At 38.8% G+C, this 17,375-nt stretch carries 15 protein-coding genes and 1 rRNA gene; 7 read left to right on the forward strand and 9 right to left on the reverse strand.

Annotated elements, in window-relative coordinates:
* Positions 1 to 72 precede the first annotated feature (72 nt).
* The 4 genes from rrf to A3EO_RS0104605 all read left to right on the forward strand — a co-directional run bounded on the left by rrf (position 73) and on the right by A3EO_RS0104605 (position 2,856).
* Positions 73 to 188: ribosomal RNA gene (rrf, locus tag A3EO_RS0104590) — 5S ribosomal RNA — on the forward strand.
* A gap of 242 nt (positions 189 to 430) precedes the next feature.
* The gene (locus tag A3EO_RS12655) at positions 431 to 751 is read left to right on the forward strand and encodes a helix-turn-helix transcriptional regulator (RefSeq protein WP_018346213.1); all 321 of its coding nucleotides are present in this window, start codon (positions 431 to 433) and stop codon (positions 749 to 751) included.
* A 234-nt stretch (positions 752 to 985) separates the two neighbouring features.
* Positions 986 to 2,134 (forward strand): methionine adenosyltransferase, encoded by a 1,149-nt coding sequence (gene metK / locus A3EO_RS0104600; RefSeq protein WP_013745402.1) that lies wholly within the window; start codon positions 986 to 988, stop codon positions 2,132 to 2,134.
* A gap of 161 nt (positions 2,135 to 2,295) precedes the next feature.
* Complete coding sequence (locus A3EO_RS0104605; RefSeq protein ID WP_018346214.1) at positions 2,296 to 2,856, forward strand: nitroreductase family protein; 561 nt, start codon at positions 2,296 to 2,298, stop codon at positions 2,854 to 2,856.
* Positions 2,857 to 2,897: 41 nt separating this feature from the next.
* Here A3EO_RS0104605 and yhbY read toward each other — a convergent pair whose 3' ends face one another.
* The 3 genes from yhbY to A3EO_RS0104620 form a co-directional block, all read right to left on the reverse strand.
* Positions 2,898 to 3,200, reverse strand: a complete 303-nt coding sequence (yhbY, locus tag A3EO_RS0104610) for a ribosome assembly RNA-binding protein YhbY (protein ID WP_018346215.1) — start codon at positions 3,198 to 3,200, stop codon at positions 2,898 to 2,900.
* A 185-nt stretch (positions 3,201 to 3,385) separates the two neighbouring features.
* The gene (locus tag A3EO_RS0104615) at positions 3,386 to 4,771 is read right to left on the reverse strand and encodes a porin family protein (protein ID WP_233432255.1); all 1,386 of its coding nucleotides are present in this window, start codon (positions 4,769 to 4,771) and stop codon (positions 3,386 to 3,388) included.
* A gap of 104 nt (positions 4,772 to 4,875) precedes the next feature.
* Positions 4,876 to 6,162: a hypothetical protein gene (locus A3EO_RS0104620; RefSeq protein WP_018346217.1), complete on the reverse strand. Its 1,287-nt coding sequence runs from the start codon at positions 6,160 to 6,162 to the stop codon at positions 4,876 to 4,878.
* A gap of 364 nt (positions 6,163 to 6,526) precedes the next feature.
* Between A3EO_RS0104620 and rlmE the strand changes: the two genes are divergently transcribed.
* Together rlmE and ftsH are read left to right on the forward strand one after the other, a co-directional pair.
* Positions 6,527 to 7,156 carry a 23S rRNA (uridine(2552)-2'-O)-methyltransferase RlmE gene (gene rlmE / locus A3EO_RS0104630; RefSeq protein ID WP_018346219.1) on the forward strand — a complete coding sequence of 210 codons (630 nt, stop codon included), beginning with the start codon at positions 6,527 to 6,529 and terminating at the stop codon, positions 7,154 to 7,156.
* Positions 7,157 to 7,217: 61 nt separating this feature from the next.
* Positions 7,218 to 9,119 carry an ATP-dependent zinc metalloprotease FtsH gene (gene ftsH / locus A3EO_RS0104635; protein WP_026211001.1) on the forward strand — a complete coding sequence of 634 codons (1,902 nt, stop codon included), beginning with the start codon at positions 7,218 to 7,220 and terminating at the stop codon, positions 9,117 to 9,119.
* A gap of 93 nt (positions 9,120 to 9,212) precedes the next feature.
* Here ftsH and mtgA read toward each other — a convergent pair whose 3' ends face one another.
* The 4 genes from mtgA to tehB all read right to left on the reverse strand — a co-directional run bounded on the left by mtgA (position 9,213) and on the right by tehB (position 13,214).
* Positions 9,213 to 9,923 (reverse strand): monofunctional biosynthetic peptidoglycan transglycosylase, encoded by a 711-nt coding sequence (mtgA, locus tag A3EO_RS0104640; RefSeq protein ID WP_018346220.1) that lies wholly within the window; start codon positions 9,921 to 9,923, stop codon positions 9,213 to 9,215.
* Positions 9,910 to 10,209 carry a trp operon repressor gene (gene trpR / locus A3EO_RS0104645; protein ID WP_013745392.1) on the reverse strand — a complete coding sequence of 100 codons (300 nt, stop codon included), beginning with the start codon at positions 10,207 to 10,209 and terminating at the stop codon, positions 9,910 to 9,912. Before trpR ends, mtgA begins: the two co-directional genes overlap by 14 nt.
* A gap of 36 nt (positions 10,210 to 10,245) precedes the next feature.
* On the reverse strand, positions 10,246 to 12,285 hold the full coding sequence (locus A3EO_RS0104650; RefSeq protein WP_018346221.1) for a transglycosylase SLT domain-containing protein: 2,040 nt from the start codon (positions 12,283 to 12,285) through the stop codon (positions 10,246 to 10,248).
* A 65-nt stretch (positions 12,286 to 12,350) separates the two neighbouring features.
* Positions 12,351 to 13,214 carry an SAM-dependent methyltransferase TehB gene (tehB, locus tag A3EO_RS0104655; RefSeq protein WP_018346222.1) on the reverse strand — a complete coding sequence of 288 codons (864 nt, stop codon included), beginning with the start codon at positions 13,212 to 13,214 and terminating at the stop codon, positions 12,351 to 12,353.
* A gap of 155 nt (positions 13,215 to 13,369) precedes the next feature.
* Here tehB and A3EO_RS0104660 point away from each other — a divergent pair, with 155 nt between their 5' ends.
* Positions 13,370 to 14,671 (forward strand): nucleobase:cation symporter-2 family protein, encoded by a 1,302-nt coding sequence (locus A3EO_RS0104660; protein ID WP_018346223.1) that lies wholly within the window; start codon positions 13,370 to 13,372, stop codon positions 14,669 to 14,671.
* Positions 14,672 to 14,725: 54 nt separating this feature from the next.
* Here the strand turns inward: A3EO_RS0104660 and A3EO_RS0104665 are convergent, their stop codons facing one another.
* Positions 14,726 to 15,853: a sugar ABC transporter permease gene (locus A3EO_RS0104665; protein ID WP_018346224.1), complete on the reverse strand. Its 1,128-nt coding sequence runs from the start codon at positions 15,851 to 15,853 to the stop codon at positions 14,726 to 14,728.
* 3 nt (positions 15,854 to 15,856) lie between these two features.
* A complete protein-coding gene (locus A3EO_RS0104670) occupies positions 15,857 to 17,368 on the reverse strand; it encodes a xylose ABC transporter ATP-binding protein (RefSeq protein WP_018346225.1) in 1,512 nt (503 codons plus the stop codon).
* Positions 17,369 to 17,375 lie beyond the last annotated feature (7 nt).

Genomic DNA, 17,375 nt, shown 5'->3' on the forward strand with positions numbered 1-17,375 from the left:
AAAAGCAAAAGCAAAAGCAAAAGCAAAAGCAAAAGCAAAAGCGAGAGAGAAGCAGTGTATAGACAGGATAATCCTGGCGGCGAGAATGCAATAGCACCACCTGACTCCATGCCGAACTCAGAAGTGAAATGTTGTAATGCCGATGGTAGTGTGGGGATTCCCCATGTGAGAGTAGGTCACTGCCAGGTTTTTTATTTAGAGGAAGAAACGCTAACCGAAAGGTTAGCGTTTTTTTATTTTTGCGTTATCCATCTCACCTTGATTCTCATTTGTTATCCGGCTATTCCTATTAATAATGCTGATGTCAGTTTTTTGTCTGATAATTGTCGTTGTTAAACCTTTTATAAAGTGAAAATATCTGTAGTGCGTTAAATTTAATTTATGTTGTTTTTATGATGTGATGAACTTTATTAATAAGAGGTTTCTATGTATGAATTCTGTCAAAATTTTTCGAGAAAAAAATGGCTGGACTCAAGAGACATTAGCGGAACTAACAGGATTATCTACACGTACAATCTATCGAGTGGAAAAGGGAGATCGGGTTGGTTTGGAAACTTGGGCTGCTTTAGCCGCAGTATTTCAGGTCAGTATTGCAACTCTACAACAACCACCAGTGGAAGATGAGGTACATTCTATGATTACACTTGAAATAAAAACGGCATTAAAGAAAGTGCGTCGGATAAGAGACTTCTATATCCAATTAAGTATTTATGTTGCTATAAACCTTTTGCTATTAAATAAAAAATTATAAAGCTCTCCTTTATTTATGATGATCGCTTCGGCGATCATCGAATTTTTATAAGAATGTAAAATCATTAGCTAACCAATAGCTAGCTAAAAAATTACTTGTCAAATATAAAATAAACGGTATTATAGCCGTCTAGAAGTAAAAACATCTATCTAATAACCTCTCTTTAATGTTTTCTACTTAATGTTATTAAAATAAATTGAAATTAGCACTTAGAGATTTTAATAAGGAATTGTTATGTCAAAATATTTATTTACTTCTGAATCAGTATCTGAAGGGCATCCGGATAAGATCGCAGATCAGATTTCAGATGCTGTTTTAGATGCAATTTTAGAACAAGATCCAAAAGCACGAGTCGCTTGTGAAACCTATGTCAAAACTGGTATGGCTTTAATTGGTGGTGAAATTACAACATCAGCGTGGGTAGATATTGAGCATTTAGCGCGCCAAGTTATTTGTGATATCGGTTATACCTCTTCAGAGATGGGATTTGATGGCCATTCTTGTGCAGTATTGAATGGAATCGGTAAACAGTCATCTGATATCAATCAAGGTGTTGATAGAGAAAATCCATTAGAACAAGGTGCTGGTGACCAAGGGATAATGTTTGGTTATGCTACTAATGAAACAGAAGTGTTAATGCCTGCTCCAATTACTTATGCCCACCGTTTAATGGAGCAGCAGTCCAAAGTGCGCCGTAGTGGTGTGTTGCCTTGGTTACGTCCTGATGCAAAAAGTCAAATTACCTTTATTTATGAAAATGGCAAAATTCAAGGGATTGATACCGTAGTACTTTCAAGCCAACACGCAGATTCTGTTTCCGATAAGGATTTACGCGAAGGCATTATGGAAGAGATCATTAAACCGGTTCTTCCGGCACATTGGTTATCTACAAATACGAAATATTTCATTAATCCAACCGGGCGTTTTGTTATCGGCGGGCCTATGGGAGATTGTGGATTAACCGGACGTAAAATTATTGTCGATACTTACGGTGGTGCTGCGCGTCACGGCGGTGGTGCATTTTCTGGCAAAGATCCGTCAAAAGTTGACCGTTCAGCGGCATATGCGGCACGTTATGTTGCTAAAAATATTGTAGCTGCCGGATTAGCGGATCGTTGCGAAATTCAATTATCTTATGCTATAGGTGTGGCTGAACCGACCTCAATTATGGTTGATACCTTCGGAACAGGAAAAGTTGATAATGAATTGTTGGTGAAGGCGGTAAGAGAACATTTTGATCTAAGACCTTATGGTTTAATCAAAATGTTGGATCTTATCCAACCTATTTATCGTCAAACAGCTGCTTATGGGCATTTCGGTCGTGAGCAATTCCCTTGGGAACGTACGGATAAAGCGGAATTATTAGCCAGCTATCTTAAATAGAAAGTCATTACTGCAATATTTGCAGTATATTTCAATACTTTTGGAGCCATTACAGACGATTGTAATGGCTTCTTTACTGAATCTATATTAGTTCAAAGAGAAAATTAACCCTGCTGTGAAAATGTGGGATAGCATTAATTATAATATTTTAAGGAGTATATATGAGTGTAGAATCATCTTTACTAAATCGTCACGCCAATCGTTATTTAGATCCTAATGTTAAAATCAGTCGGGAAGAGTTATCGGCGATTCTCGCTTTAGCAGGAAAAGCACCGAGCGCATTTAATCAACAACAAGTATTGGATGCTTCAGCAGTATTGATGATTTTGGCAGATCGTGAAGCAATTAAACAACCATTAGTAGAAAAGTTGAATGAAACTCAGGTTAAGCAAGGCTTTTTACCGGAAGAACTGAAACAACAAATGATTGGAATGACGGTAGGTTTCTATCAGGGATTAGAGCAGCAAAAAATAATGAATTTCCTTGGATTGGATATTGGGCTTTTCGCAATGAGCTTTATGTTGGCTGCTGAAGAAAAAGGTTGGAATACGAGCCCAATGATTGGCTATAACTCACAAGCGCTTCGTTCCACATTTTCTATTTCTGAACGGTACGAAGATGTATTGTTAATCGCTATTGGTAAAAAGGTAAAAGAACCTCATCAAAGTTATCGTTATGATGTGAATGAATTTGTAACTTGGGATGAGATGCCGACAGCATAAAGAGAAATAGAAGTAGCTTAAGTGATTAAGCTACTCTTTTTTTATTTTTTAGGCAGAACAATGGTGGGGTCGTCGCTAGGGCGATAAAGCACCAGAATATGCCCAATACGTTGTACTGCACAAGCACCGGTTTCACGTTCTATTGCAGCGACTACAAGTTCTTTCTCTTCTCTGTCAACGCCGGAAATTTTCACTTTGATGAGCTCGTGGTGATTTAATGCGTTATCGATTTCAGCAATGACACCTTCAGTCAGTCCGTTTCCACCAAGCATAACTACAGGGTTAAGGTGATGAGCCAAACCTTTCAGATACTGTTTCTGTTTTGTTGATAATGTTAATGACATAAGTATCCCTTTTCAGTAAATTAAAAGTGCTACATTTTAAACGTTTATGACTGAAATAGAAAGAAATTAGCACAATTAGAAGACAAATATAACCCGCATATATTTAACTATTGTTCCCGACAATCTTTAAATTAGTAATGTATCTGTGATAATAACTAGAAAAATTAACCATTTGTTAGTGTTTTTTAAAAGTTTTTCTCAAAAATCACATTAATACTTTTGTTCTGGTAATTATAGAGTGATGGTAAGTTGCTGTGCTGTTTTCTCCATTGGAATTGTAATTTAGGGGTGATGCCAAGCCAGTGCCAATCTCGTTTCCATAGTAAAATCTCCGCACGATAAATGTGATCTTGGCGAATTTTACCTAGTGAGAAAATCGCAATTTTTGCTTTGTCTTTATAATGTCGTTTAGCTATGCTAAATTGAATTCGACTTGAAATACCCCATTGCCATTCTCGTCCCCAGCCTAAGCGCAAGGTTTGTGTATGGTTTTGGTAGCGTTTTACTTGCGTGCGTTCTTGTTGATGATCAACCCCAAAAATAAAAAATTGTCGTGGGCTAGTAAGCCAAATTAGGGTGTTTGACCACAAACGATTATTCCCATTTAGGCTCGCAATTTCATCATAACGCGTGCGAGTGTATTCCAATGCGGAGCTAATTTGCCAATTTGGCGATAACCAACGTTGATATTCTAAGCGTAATCCTGTACCTTCTTGATAGCGATGATTGCCGTAAAAACGCCGTTCGTAAAAAGGCAAAAGCGCCCAAGTTTGGCGTTGGCTTTTGTGTTTTATTCCTACATAAGTACGGATGTAGAGATCATCATAATCGTGATTATCCCAATAGGTTTTGCCAAATAATTCCGCGTTTAAATGTAGATAATAGGCTTGCCAAAGGTTGAAATCCCGTCTTACTTGTAGGCTGTAAGCAATGCCGTGCGCAGTTTGTGGTAACCAATCATCTTTTTTATATAGCTGAGCGATACCTTCAATTTGTTTTGTATCATTGGCGTTATTCACATTTGTATCACGTACATAATATCCACTCAATTGAATTTCCCATTGATTGCGTTGTTGCAAGGTATTGAGATAAGCACCGATTTCTCGTTGTAATGGGGAAGGTAAATCCGCTGCGGAAAGTAATTTTTCAAATTGAGTGCGCGCATTATCGTCTTGTTTTAAGGCAAACAGTGAGCGTGCAAGCTCAAGGCGGATCGGGTTTAGATCTGGTGATTGAGCTAATAATTGGCGATAGTAAGTAACTGCCTGTGTATAATCCCCATTGAGCTGTGCTAATACGCCCTGAGCATAATCGCGCAGAAATTGTTGCTGTGGCGTGTTTGCTTGATAGTGTTTGAGCCAATAGGCGATTTCTGCTGCGTTGCGTTTACGCAATGCGAAATTCAGTTGATTTTGTATATTAGTAGAGAAATCAACCTGTTGCCAATTCCCGTTTTCTGTTGGCGTATTTTGCATTTGATGCGGTGGTTGTTCAGGTTGAGCAATATTGCTGATTGGCAAGGGTTGTGATAATTTTTGTGCGGCAAACAGTGTGTTGCTAATAAATAACAAAAATAAGGTAAAAACTGGTATTGAAAATCGCATAAGCATAGAGTATTAAAAATAATCGGCGTGCAGTTAATACACGCCTTACTGTAGTTATTGATAAAATAAGGTTATTTCTTTTCCTTACCCACTAGGCTACTTCCCCCTACTCGCCCTACAATTTTTTCTCCATTTTCGCCGATAAACATTCCTTCGTATTTCATATCGTCAGATTCATCTTTAAAATTAACGTGAACGAATACTTCATTGCTTCCAAAGCGGATAGCACCATCTTCTACGAAAATAGGCTGTTTAGGGAAAATAATGTCTTCATTAGCAGTAAAGTCATTGTTGAGATTAATTTTTTTCGCAATACCTGAAATTTTTTCATTGCCAAAATCTGCTGTGAATGTAATGTTGTAACTATCCCACCAACGCTCAGTTCCCGGTGCCATTTTGACATCATATTTTTTAACAACTTGAGCCTGTTTGAATGTATCAAATTTTTCAACTGGTGTAGCTTTACCGCCATAAGCAACAATAGACGGATAGGCTTCTTGACCATCAATTGTACCGTCACCCCATACTTCTACTAAATAGGCTTCCCCATCTTGATAATGATAGAACGTATAGTCCATATCAACATAGCGTCCATCTATTTGCTGTTGAACATGATGATGTACAAGTTGTTGTTTTCCCACTGATTTTGGAGTAAATAGCAGGTTGCGCACGGTTTGTTCTTCGGTTACTCCTTCAGGCAATAATCCCGAAAAGCTTTCAATCAAAGAGCGGTCGTTCTTTGGACGATTTCTTACCCGACTACCCATGGCAAATTCTGCTTGTGGATATAATTGTTTCAATTCACCAAGTTGTTGATTGAGTTTTGCTACTTCGCTTTGGCTGGCTTGTAACTCTATTTGTGCTTTTTGTAGTGATGCTTGATTGGCATTTTGACTATTTTGCAGATCTTCCAGTGCTTTGCTTTTTTCATTTAAAGCACTATTGGCTGCGGCAAGTTGAGCTTCTAAATTACGGCGAGCTTGAGCGGCTTCAGTTTGTTGTTCTGATAAGGTTTTTTCTAGGCTGGAAACGCAGGCTTTGTTTTGTTCGAGATCTTTTTGTAGGGAAGATAATTTTTCTTGATCGATTTGATTATTTGATTTGAGATCTTGTAATTCTTTCTCTTTTTTAGCTAATTTTTGACGCTCATCTTCAAGGTTTTTTTGGGTTCTTGTCTGTTGCTGTTTCAACTTCTCTAACTGAGTTTGTAGTGCCTTTTCATTTTGCACAATTTGTGGATTATTAGCAATAGTTTCATTTTTGTTGGAATTACCAGAACCACCGCCGGAACTACCGCAAGCAGTTAATGAAAAAGTAACAAAGAGGGCAAGACTGGAAATTTTAATTGGCAAATGCATAATGTTTTTCTCCATAAGATAAAAGCAATTAAGGTAACAACCGAGTTTTTAGTTGAAATGCAGTTTAAATTTTCTTATTTTAAAAAAAAAAAAAAAAAACAAGGGGTTAGGAAAAATTTCAATATCTCACAGATCTTTTATTAAGGTTATTTTTATTTCATTTGGAGTGTATGCTGAAAATATAGGGCTAGAGGTGTGCGGTTAGAATTTATTCTAAATTCACTGGAATTGTCTATAATTGTGTGGCCTATTACAGTATTCGTTGAATTTATGGTTGTTTGCCTTGAAATTTGGGCGTTAATCATCATATAGTAACGAGTATTTTTTAGAGTATTAATTTAATTGATTTTCAGACATTAGCATTATGGGTAAAAAGAAACGTTCGGCAAGTTCTACACGTTGGCTTAACGAACACTTCAAAGACAAATTTGTTCAACAGGCTCACAAGCAAAAATTACGTTCCAGAGCTTATTTCAAATTAGATGAAATCCAAAAAACGGATAAGTTATTTAAACCGAATATGACTGTTGTCGATCTTGGCGCTGCACCGGGCGGTTGGTCACAGTATGTTGTTACGCAAATCGGAGAGAGGGGCAGGGTTATTGCTTGTGATATTTTAGATATGGATCCTATTGTTGGTGTTGATTTCCTACAAGGGGATTTTCGTGAAGAAAAAGTATTAAATACATTGTTGGAAAAAATCGGTGATGACAAGGTGGACGTGGTGATGTCGGATATGGCACCGAATTTTAGCGGAATGCCTTCAGTGGATATTCCTCGTGCGATGTATCTTGTTGAGTTGGCTTTAGATATGTGTAAGCAGGTTCTTGCTTCACAAGGTAGTTTTGTGGTGAAAGTGTTTCAAGGAGAGGGTTTTGATGAATATCTACGAGAAATTCGTTCATTATTTAAGATAGTGAAAGTGCGTAAACCGGAAGCATCGAGAGATCGTTCTCGAGAGGTTTATATTGTAGCAATGGGTTATAAACTTTAACCACAGGATAAACGTTTTTTAAACACACAAATAACGGGGATTTACCTTGAAAAATAATAATATGCTTAAAAATATTATGCTTTGGAGTGTTGTCGCAATTGTGCTGATGACGCTGTTCCAAGGCTTTTCCGGCAATACTAAGGATGGTGTTGATTATTCCACTTTTATTACCGATATTGGTAACAATCAAGTTTCTGAAACGCGTTTTGATGGTAATGAAATCACCGTAACCAAGAAAAATGGCGATACTTACCAAACAGTAATGCCGTTGTATGATGATAAAGTGCTTGATGATTTATTGAAGAAAGATATTAAAGTGTCCGGTACAGCACCTGAAAAACGTGGGTTATTGGCACAAATCTTGATTTCTTGGTTCCCGATGTTACTTCTTGTCGGAGTATGGATTTTCTTTATGCGTCAAATGCAAGGCGGTGGCGGCGGTGCGCTTAAATTTGGCAAAAGCCGCGCCAGAATGATGACGCAGGAACAGATCAAAACAACGTTTGCCGATGTTGCAGGTTGTGATGAAGCGAAAGAAGAAGTGGGTGAGATTGTTGATTTCTTACGTGATCCGAGCAAATTCCAAAAATTAGGCGGTAAGATTCCAAAAGGTATTTTGATGGTAGGGCCTCCGGGTACCGGTAAAACTTTATTGGCAAAAGCGATTGCCGGTGAAGCCAAAGTGCCGTTCTTTACCATTTCCGGTTCAGATTTCGTTGAAATGTTTGTTGGGGTGGGTGCATCGCGTGTGCGTGATATGTTTGAACAAGCGAAGAAAAATGCACCTTGTCTTATTTTTATTGATGAAATCGATGCGGTGGGGCGTCAACGTGGTGCCGGTTTAGGCGGTGGACACGATGAACGTGAGCAAACCTTGAACCAGATGTTAGTTGAAATGGACGGATTTGAAGGCAACGAAGGTGTTATCGTGATTGCAGCAACTAACCGTCCGGATGTGCTTGACCCGGCATTAACACGTCCAGGACGTTTTGACCGTCAAGTAGTTGTTGGTTTGCCTGATGTGCGTGGACGTGAACAGATCTTAAAAGTCCATATGCGTAAAATCCCGGTGGCGAATGATGTTGACCCGATGACTATCGCTCGCGGTACTCCGGGATATTCCGGTGCTGATTTGGCAAACTTGGTTAATGAAGCAGCATTGTTTGCGGCGCGTACAAATAAACGTTTAGTGACAATGTTGGAATTTGAAAAGGCAAAAGACAAAATTAATATGGGGCCGGAACGTCGAACAATGATGATGACGGATAAACAGAAAGAGTCTACCGCTTATCACGAAGCAGGCCACGCTATTGTCGGTTATTTAGTGCCTGAACACGATCCTGTCCATAAGGTCACTATTATTCCGCGCGGTCGTGCATTAGGGGTGACATTCTTCTTGCCTGAAGGTGATCAAATCAGCATTAGTCAGAAACAGTTGGAAAGTAAACTTTCGACTTTATATGCAGGGCGTATTGCTGAAGAGTTGATTTATGGCGAAGAAAATATTTCAACCGGTGCTTCAAATGATATTAAAGTAGCAACGAATATTGCCCGTAATATGGTCACTCAATGGGGCTTTTCAGATAAATTAGGGCCAATTTTATATTCTGAAGATGAAGGTGAAGTGTTCTTAGGTCGTTCAATGGCGAAAGCAAAACATATGTCAGATACGACAGCACATACCATTGATGAAGAGGTGCGTAACATCGTTTCTCGTAATTATCAACGAGCAAGACAGCTTTTGATTGATAATATGGATATTTTACACGCAATGAAAGATGCGTTGGTTAAATATGAAACCATCGATGAACCGCAAATTAAGCAATTAATGGAACGTCAGGAAGTAACACCACCGGCAGGTTGGGTGGAAAAAACTAAACCGGAAGAGAAAGCAGATGAAACGCCGAAAGAGGATAAATCTAATCCCTCTTCTGAAACAGTAGATCCATCGGAAAATGCATAATTTTCATTGAAATACCATAAATAAAATAGGGCTTATTAACAGCCCTATTTTTATTTGTATCAATTGGTTACTGAATATTTTCGTCTAATGTTTTCAGTTAAGTTGCTTAAGATAAGTAATGTTTAACTGTTGCATTTGTCGCAAGATCCAGCGTTGACGGGATTGAACGTAACTTGACGGTTTATTAGCTTTATAAATCAATGGATTAGGTAAGACTGCTGCAAGTAATGCCGCTTGTGAAGAGGTCAGTTTAGCGGCGCTTTTATTAAAATAAAAACGGCTTGCCGATTCTACGCCAAAAATACCTTCACCAAATTCGGCAATATTGAGATAAACCTCTAGAATTCGTTTTTTTGACCAAAATAACTCTAAGCTGAGTGTTATCGGTATTTCTAAGCCTTTTCTGAGCCAGCTTCGATCCGACCATAGAAATAAATTTTTTGCTGTTTGTTGTGAGATGGTAGAAGCGCCGAAAGTTCTTTTTGAAGATTGGTTACGTTTTATTGCTTTTTCAATGGCATCAAGATCAAAGCCCCAATGTTTAGGAAATTTTTGATCTTCTGCGGCAATAACGGCAAGTTGCATTGAAGGTGCAATTTGATCAAGACTGACCCACTGATGACGAGTGTGATAGTGGCTGTTAAAACTGTTTTGTACGGCTTGTTGCAGCATATAAGATGAAAAAGGAACAGGAACAACACGAAATAGCAGTACGCAACAGATAAAAAATACAATAATACTAAGCACTAACTTAGTAAGTCGGGAATAGCAGGCTTGAGAAAAACAAAACTTAATTTTGAACATCTAATTGTGCTTTGACCCATTGTAGAAAATCAGGTTCGATACTCTTAATTAAGTTTGAACCTCGTGTAATGGTAGCAACGCTCGTGTTCAGATTTTGCTGAATCTCGCGTTGTGACGATTTTTTTTCGAGCAACTGTTTAACAATTTGTAGGCGTAAGCCGAGTGAATCTCTCTCGTCAGGGGTTAATAACATCATCAGCACCTCTTGCTCTTTCCCGGAGGCGAAACCTTGACGTAAAAAAGTAACTAATTCTTGCCATCGATCGAGATCACGACTGATATACATAACTTACTCCTTTCATTTACTATTAAACTAGTATGGTTAGTATAATCGATCAGTTTCAGTTTTGCTGAATTTTTTTAGCTCCTGTTTTAAAAGCAGTTGGTAGTAATAGTCATAACTTACGACGTTCTGTACATAATTTCTGGTTTCATAAAAAGGGATTGAGGCAATAAATTCCGCCATTGAAAGCTTTCCGCCGTTTTCATCCAGCCAACGATCAACACGATTAGCTCCGGCATTATAGGCGGCAGCAATTAATAAACGGTTATCCCCATATTTTTCAGCAAGTTGTTGCAAATGTGCTGTACCTAAAAGAATATTACCTAACGGATCGGTTAAGTTATTAGCACGTTGAAGGCTGTAATTTGCCTGTTGGGCAGTGGCTTTGGCAGTGCTAGGCAGTAATTGCATTAAACCAATTGCGTTGGCGGATGAGCGTACATTCGGTCGCCAAGCACTCTCTTGTCGTGCAATAGCCATTGCAAAACTATTGCTGATCGTTTTATCAGCCACATTGATGTTAAACCAGTCAAGATAAGCCAACGGTAACCGTAATCGTAAATAATCCCACGCTTTAGCTTTGATGGTAGCGGCAACAGCGAGATCATACCATTGCTGCTGTAAGGCATATTCCGCTAATAATAGTTGTTGTTGTGCAGTTGCTAAATTCAGCAAAAATAGCCACTCACTGTAGGCATCATCTAAATATCGGAAATTTCTTAATTCAATGACACGAGATAAAATGGTGGCAATTTCTTGATCTTGCCATAAATCATCAAAATTGATCGGTTGTGGAAGATCCTGCATTACCGGTTGATAATCGATATTTAATGTTTGTGCCGACAATAACGCATAAAAACCACGTTTTCGGCTTAAATTTTGCCAAATTTTCTCTGCGTCCGGCTGTTTACCCTTTTTTTGTAACTGCCAAGCGCGCCAATATTGCCACTCATCTTGATTTATTGTGTCAGCAGATAACTGATCTAACCAGTTTTGTAACGGTTGTTGCTGACGGATTGCCAGTCTGATACGGCGTTCAATTAAGCTATTATCTTTTAATTGCATTAATTTTTGATCGCGCCACTGTTGCCATTCCGGTTGTTTATTATCAAAAAAGCGTTGTAAAACCGCTTTATAAAGTAAATTAAGCTCTTGCGCGGTAAGCTGCCAGTTTTTCTGCAAATCCTCAATTTGTTGTTGTATTTGCGTCAGATTCAGATTTTGTTCGGTGAAAAATCTTAAATAGAGAGGATAGAGAGCTAACAGTAATTGTTTATTGGTTGCGGATTGGGTTAGATTGGACTGGATAGCGATTAATTGTTGCGGATTACTAAGCAGATCTGCCCATTGCTGTAACTGTTTTTGTAAATCAAGATTAGCTGTTAATTGTTGTAAATAACGAATAAGATTTTTATTTTGTGATTTCAACGCCAATTCGGCACGCTGTAAGATAAGTTGGTCCGATAGCTTTCCTGACTGTTGCCAAAGTTGAAAAAGCGGATCGCATTGCACGGGCAGACTGTCCCCACTTAACCAAAGTTTTTCCGTATCTTGCCAAAGAAGATCAAGTGTTTTTGCTGCATTGTTTGTTTTTTGCTTTGCTAATAGTTGAATGCATTGTTGAGCCGTTGTTTTGGCGGGAAATGATGTTTTGTTGTCCACCAAAAGTTGCCAAGCTTGTTGTTGAAATGCTTTCTTATAAAACAGATCAATTAAATTATCATTTAACAGAAAGTGTGGGTTTTGCTGAATAAATTGCTTCAGTTGCTGTGGTTCAATCAATGACTGTTTACTGAATAGGCGATAATCAACATAAGGGGCAAGCGGATATTGTGCAATAGCAGGCAGAATTTGGCGAACGAAAGCAATCGTGGTTTCGCTCACTTCACCGCTGAGAAGCTGCATAATATCCTGATATTGTTGGCGAAGCAGAACATTATTTTGTACAGTAAAGGGGTGTTGAATTTCTCTTCCGGATGACGGTTGAGGCTGCTCGGAAGCCGCAAAGAGTGAAAAAGGGAAAATAATTGTGCCAATAAAAAGAATTTTGTTCAGAATAGATTTTTGCCAAACGCGCATAGTGTCTCCTTAAAATTTCATTTAGTCTAGCACGCTTGGCAAAATGTGAAAATTCTCAAGTAGAATTAAGCGGTTTTCTTTGCCAACATTGTGACAAATTTCATTTTAATACGGTTGCCGTTTGCATCCGTTTTGTGTAATTCGCCCATCTCTTCTTGATATTTCACTAACTCCCAACCTTGATAATAACGGCGCAATTCACCTTCTTTAAAGGTAAAAGAGAATGGCATTGGGCAAGGTACATCGGCTGTATCCATTGCCGCAACGATCAGATTATAACCACCGACATTAGTGTGTTGTTGCATATTTTCAATGATATTCGGCACCGCTTGTGCGTTTAGGAACATAAAAACAACGGTAGAAACGATAAAGTCATAATTTTCCTGAATGTTGGCTGAATTAATATCATAAAGGGCAGATTTAATATTTAATTGCTCTTTTTGTGCTGTTTCTGCCAAAAATTGTAGGCTGTTCGGATTATGATCCCAAGAGGTTACGTCATAACCCAATAAACTTAAATAAAGGCTGTTACGCCCCTGTCCGCAACCTAAATCCAAGACTTTACAAGGAGAGAGCATTTCGCTGGCGGCTTTCACTTCAGAATGCGTAGCTGTCATATTATATTTTTTGCTGAAATAATCAGCAGGGCGGCAAAGGAAAGAGAGCTGGCATTCGAGATCTTCAGAAACAGCTTCAACACGATGCCAAGCTTGAGGCTCGACTAAAGGAATGTCGCTTTCTGCTGTAAAAAGGTGTTCTTTAATGACTTCGCCTTCTTCAGTAAGTTCATAGAATTTAAGTTTTCCTTTCAATACACGAAGTTGTCCCCAAGTACCGACTTTTGTATTGTGTTTTTCTTGAAACATTGCCGGTAAAGTTTTTGCTGTCCAGACTGGCATTGTTTTATAAGCGATTAATTTTTGTTGCATAATGATTGCTCCTTGATGGCTTTAAAGGTGATTATTATATACAGATTAAAAACTATCGCAGTAACCTATTTTTATTAAATTTACGCAAACGTTTGCTTATCAAGTGGGACAAGTCTATAATTCCCAACCATTTTTTATATTACTGTTGAGGAACTATGAACAATCAACTCCTTTTTAACGTGGAAGATAAACCGCCTTTCGGTTTAGGTTTATTGTTAGCGGCACAACATCTATTAGCCGCATTGGGTGGTATTATCGCAGTACCGTTGGTGATTGGAAATGTGCTGCAGTTACCGACAGCAGACACGATTGTGTTGGTAAATGCGGCGTTGCTGATTTCCGGTGTTGTTACCATTATTCAATGTTTAGGTGTTGGGCCTATCGGCATTCGTTTACCGAGTGTAATGGGAACCAGCTTTACTTTTGTGGCAGCGGCATTAGCGATTGGTTTTAGTGAAGATGGCGTTGCCGGAATATTAGGCGCATCGTTGGTTGGTTCTTTAGTAATGATTATCGGCAGCTTCTTTATGCCTTCTATCCGGAAACTATTCCCACCTGTTGTTACTGGTACAGTGGTGACGATGATCGGTTTAAGTTTAATTCCTGTTGCGGTAGATTGGTTTGCCGGTGGTCAACGTGGTGAACCTCAATATGCAACGCCGGAAAATTTAACGATGGCACTTTTTGTGTTGGCGTTGGTGGTGATTTTAGTGCAATGGGGTAAAGGTATTTTTTCTGCCGCTGCCATTGTTATCGGGATGCTCGCCGGATATTGTGTGGCGTTGGCATTAGGTTGGGTGAATTTTGATGGCGTTAAGCAGGCACAGGTTTTCGCTTTACCGCAGCCGTTACATTTCGGTTTGGCATTTCCAATTTCCGGCATTATCGGGATGAGCATTGCTTATCTGGTGACGATTGTAGAATCAAGCGGTAATTTTTTGGCGTTAGGTAATGCAACAAAAACGGAAATTACCGGCGATCATTTACGGCGTGGTGTGCTTTGTGATGGGGTAGGTTCAGCATTGGCAGCAATTATGTCGACAACGCCGTTTTCCTCTTTCTCACAAAATATCGGCGTTATTTCTCTTACCGGTGTGGCAAGCCGTTATGTGGTAGCGATGACCGGCGGTTTGTTGGTGTTAGCCGGATTATTTCCTGTTTTCGGCGCATTAATTGTCTCAATTCCATTACCTGTGCTTGGTGGTGCCGGATTGATGATGTTTGCGATGATTATTGCCGCCGGTATTCAAATGTTGGATAAAGTGGAAAGAACAAAACGTAACGGTTTAATTATTGCTATTTCGATCGGTTGCGGGCTTGCTGTTACCACCAGACCGGAAATTCTTGATAAATTGCCAGCGTTTTTTAAAGAAATTTTCGGTTCGGGCATTACCGTAGGATCATTATTGGCATTAATTTTAAATTTAATTCTGCCGGAAGAAAAAACAAGCAAATAACAAATAAAAATGCGTTGGGAGATTTACCCAACGCATTTGCTTTTGTTGAGAAAATTACTCTTTTTTCTTGCTGATAGAGTCTACCCAAACGGCAAGTAATAAAATGCCGCCTTTTACAATATATTGCCAGAACGTCGGAACGTCTAACATACTCATACCATTATCCAATGCAGCGATAATTAAAGCCCCTATAATCACTCCGAAAATGCTACCGACACCACCGGCAAGGCTGGCACCGCCGATAACGCAAGCGGCGATTGCATCCAATTCCGCATTTTGTCCGGCTGATGGTGAACCGGCACCTAATCTGGCACTTAAAATTAAGCCGGCAATCGCCACCATCAAACCGTTAATCGCAAAGATCGCAAGTTTAATTTTTTCCACTTTGATACCGGACAATCTGGCGGCATCAATATTACCGCCAATCGCGTAAATATAGCGTCCGAAAGCCGTTTTTTTGGAAATAAAGTAGCCGATAACAGCAAGAATCGCTAATAACAATACCGGGAATGGAATACCACGATAGTCATTCAACAAGTAAATTGAACCTAGTAATAAAACGGCAAGTGCAGCATAAGTGAGAATATCTTTTGATAATGCCGGCACTGGAAGCTGTAGTTTTTGTCGAGCGTGGCGTTGACGACTGTTCCATAAAATGAAAGCCAATACTGCTAAACCACCGATGGTTAAGCCGAAAATATCTGGAATATAAGCTTGACCGATCAAATTCATTGATTGGCTGGTTGGAGAGACTGTGGAGCCGTTAGTTATCCCGACTAAAATTCCACGGAAAGCGAGTAATCCAGCAAGGGTAACAATGAATGAAGGTACGCGTTGATATGCAACCCAATAACCGTTCCAAACACCGAAGATTAAACCTAAAATCAATGTGGCTAAAATGGTTGTAGGTAAAGGCCAGCCCCACCAGACGTTAGTAATAGCCGCAAAACCGCCGAGTAATCCCATCAGTGAACCGACAGAAAGGTCGATTTCAGCCGCAATAATGACAAAAAGCATCCCAATTGCGAGAATACCGGTGATTGAGGTTTGGCGTAATAGATTAGAAATATTTCTTGCACTAAGGTAAGCACCATCAGTTGCAAAAGAGAAAAACAGCATAATTACGATAATCGCAATTAGCATAATATACACTTGTAAATTAATGGATTTTAGGTTTTTCATAGACTACTCCTTGAGTGCAGTTTCCATTACTTTTTCTTGCGTAAGTTGATGATTAATTAAATTGCCTTTTAATTTTCCGTGGTGCATTACTAAAACACGATCGCTGATACCCAACACTTCCGGTAATTCAGATGAAATCACGATAATAGCAACACCTTTCTTAGCTAATTCATTGATTAATTTATAAATTTCATATTTTGCACCAACATCAATACCACGAGTTGGCTCATCAAGAATCAGGATTTTAGGATTAAGTAATAACGCTTTGGCTAAAATGGCTTTTTGTTGGTTACCGCCACTTAAACGGGCAATTGCAAGGTCGGGACTAGGCGTTTTTACTTTTAATTCCTGAATAGATTGTTGAATGATGGTTTCTTCCAACGCTTCATTAATTACGTTGGCGTGACAATATTTCGCCAGAGCAGATAAGGTGATATTTTTATTCACACCCATAATCGGGATAATTCCGTGGCGCTTGCGATCTTCCGGCACCATAAAAATGCCGTTTTTAATCGCATCGGCGCAGCTGTTATGTTTTACAATTTCGCCGTTAAGTTTAAATTCACCTTGGAATTTGCCGGGATATGCGCCGAAAATGCATTGAACGATTTCAGTTCTGCCTGAACCGACCAAACCGGCAATACCAAGAATCTCACCTTTGTGTAATTGGAAGCTGACATCATCGACACGTTTAATGTGAGTATTGACGTGGTGCCAAGCAGTCAGATTGTTTACCGATAAAATTTCTTCGCCGATATCGTGATTTTCATGTGGATACAATGAAGTAATCTCACGGCCAACCATCATAGTAATAATATCGTCTTCACTCATCTCTTTTGCAGAACGAGTACCGATATGTGTGCCGTCACGAATCACACAAATTTCATCAGAAATTGCTTTGACTTCATTCAATTTATGAGAAATATAAATACAAGCGATATTATGTGCTTTTAAATTACGAATAAGATCAAGCAGAATATCTGTTTCTTTTTCTGTGAGGGAAGCAGTTGGTTCATCTAAAATTAATAAACGTACATTTTTATTTAGTGCTTTTGCAATTTCAACTAATTGTTGTTCACCTAAACCTAATTCACCCACTACAGTATAAGGATCAACATTTAATTGTACTTGAGATAACATTTTTTGGCAGCGGAGATACATTTCATTTTCATCGGCAATACCATATTGCGTAATTTCATTGCCTAGAAAAATATTATCCATAATGGTCATATTTTTTACTAAAGCAAGTTCTTGGTGAATGATGGCAATGCCTCGACTTTCTGTATCTTTAATATTTTTTGACTTTAGCAATTCACCGGAAAAATAAATATCTCCTTCGTAATCGCCATAAGGATAAATACCACAAAGCACTTTCATTAATGTTGATTTTCCGGAACCATTTTCTCCACAAAGAGAAAGCACTTCTCCGGGAGAAACAGAAATAGAAATATTATCCAACGCCTTAACGTCGCCGAATTTTTTTACTATTCCTTTCATTTCTAATAATACATCCATAGAAACC

The sequence above is a fragment of the Gallibacterium anatis DSM 16844 = F 149 genome (genome assembly GCF_000379785.1).
GTDB classification, from domain to species: domain Bacteria; phylum Pseudomonadota; class Gammaproteobacteria; order Enterobacterales; family Pasteurellaceae; genus Gallibacterium; species Gallibacterium anatis.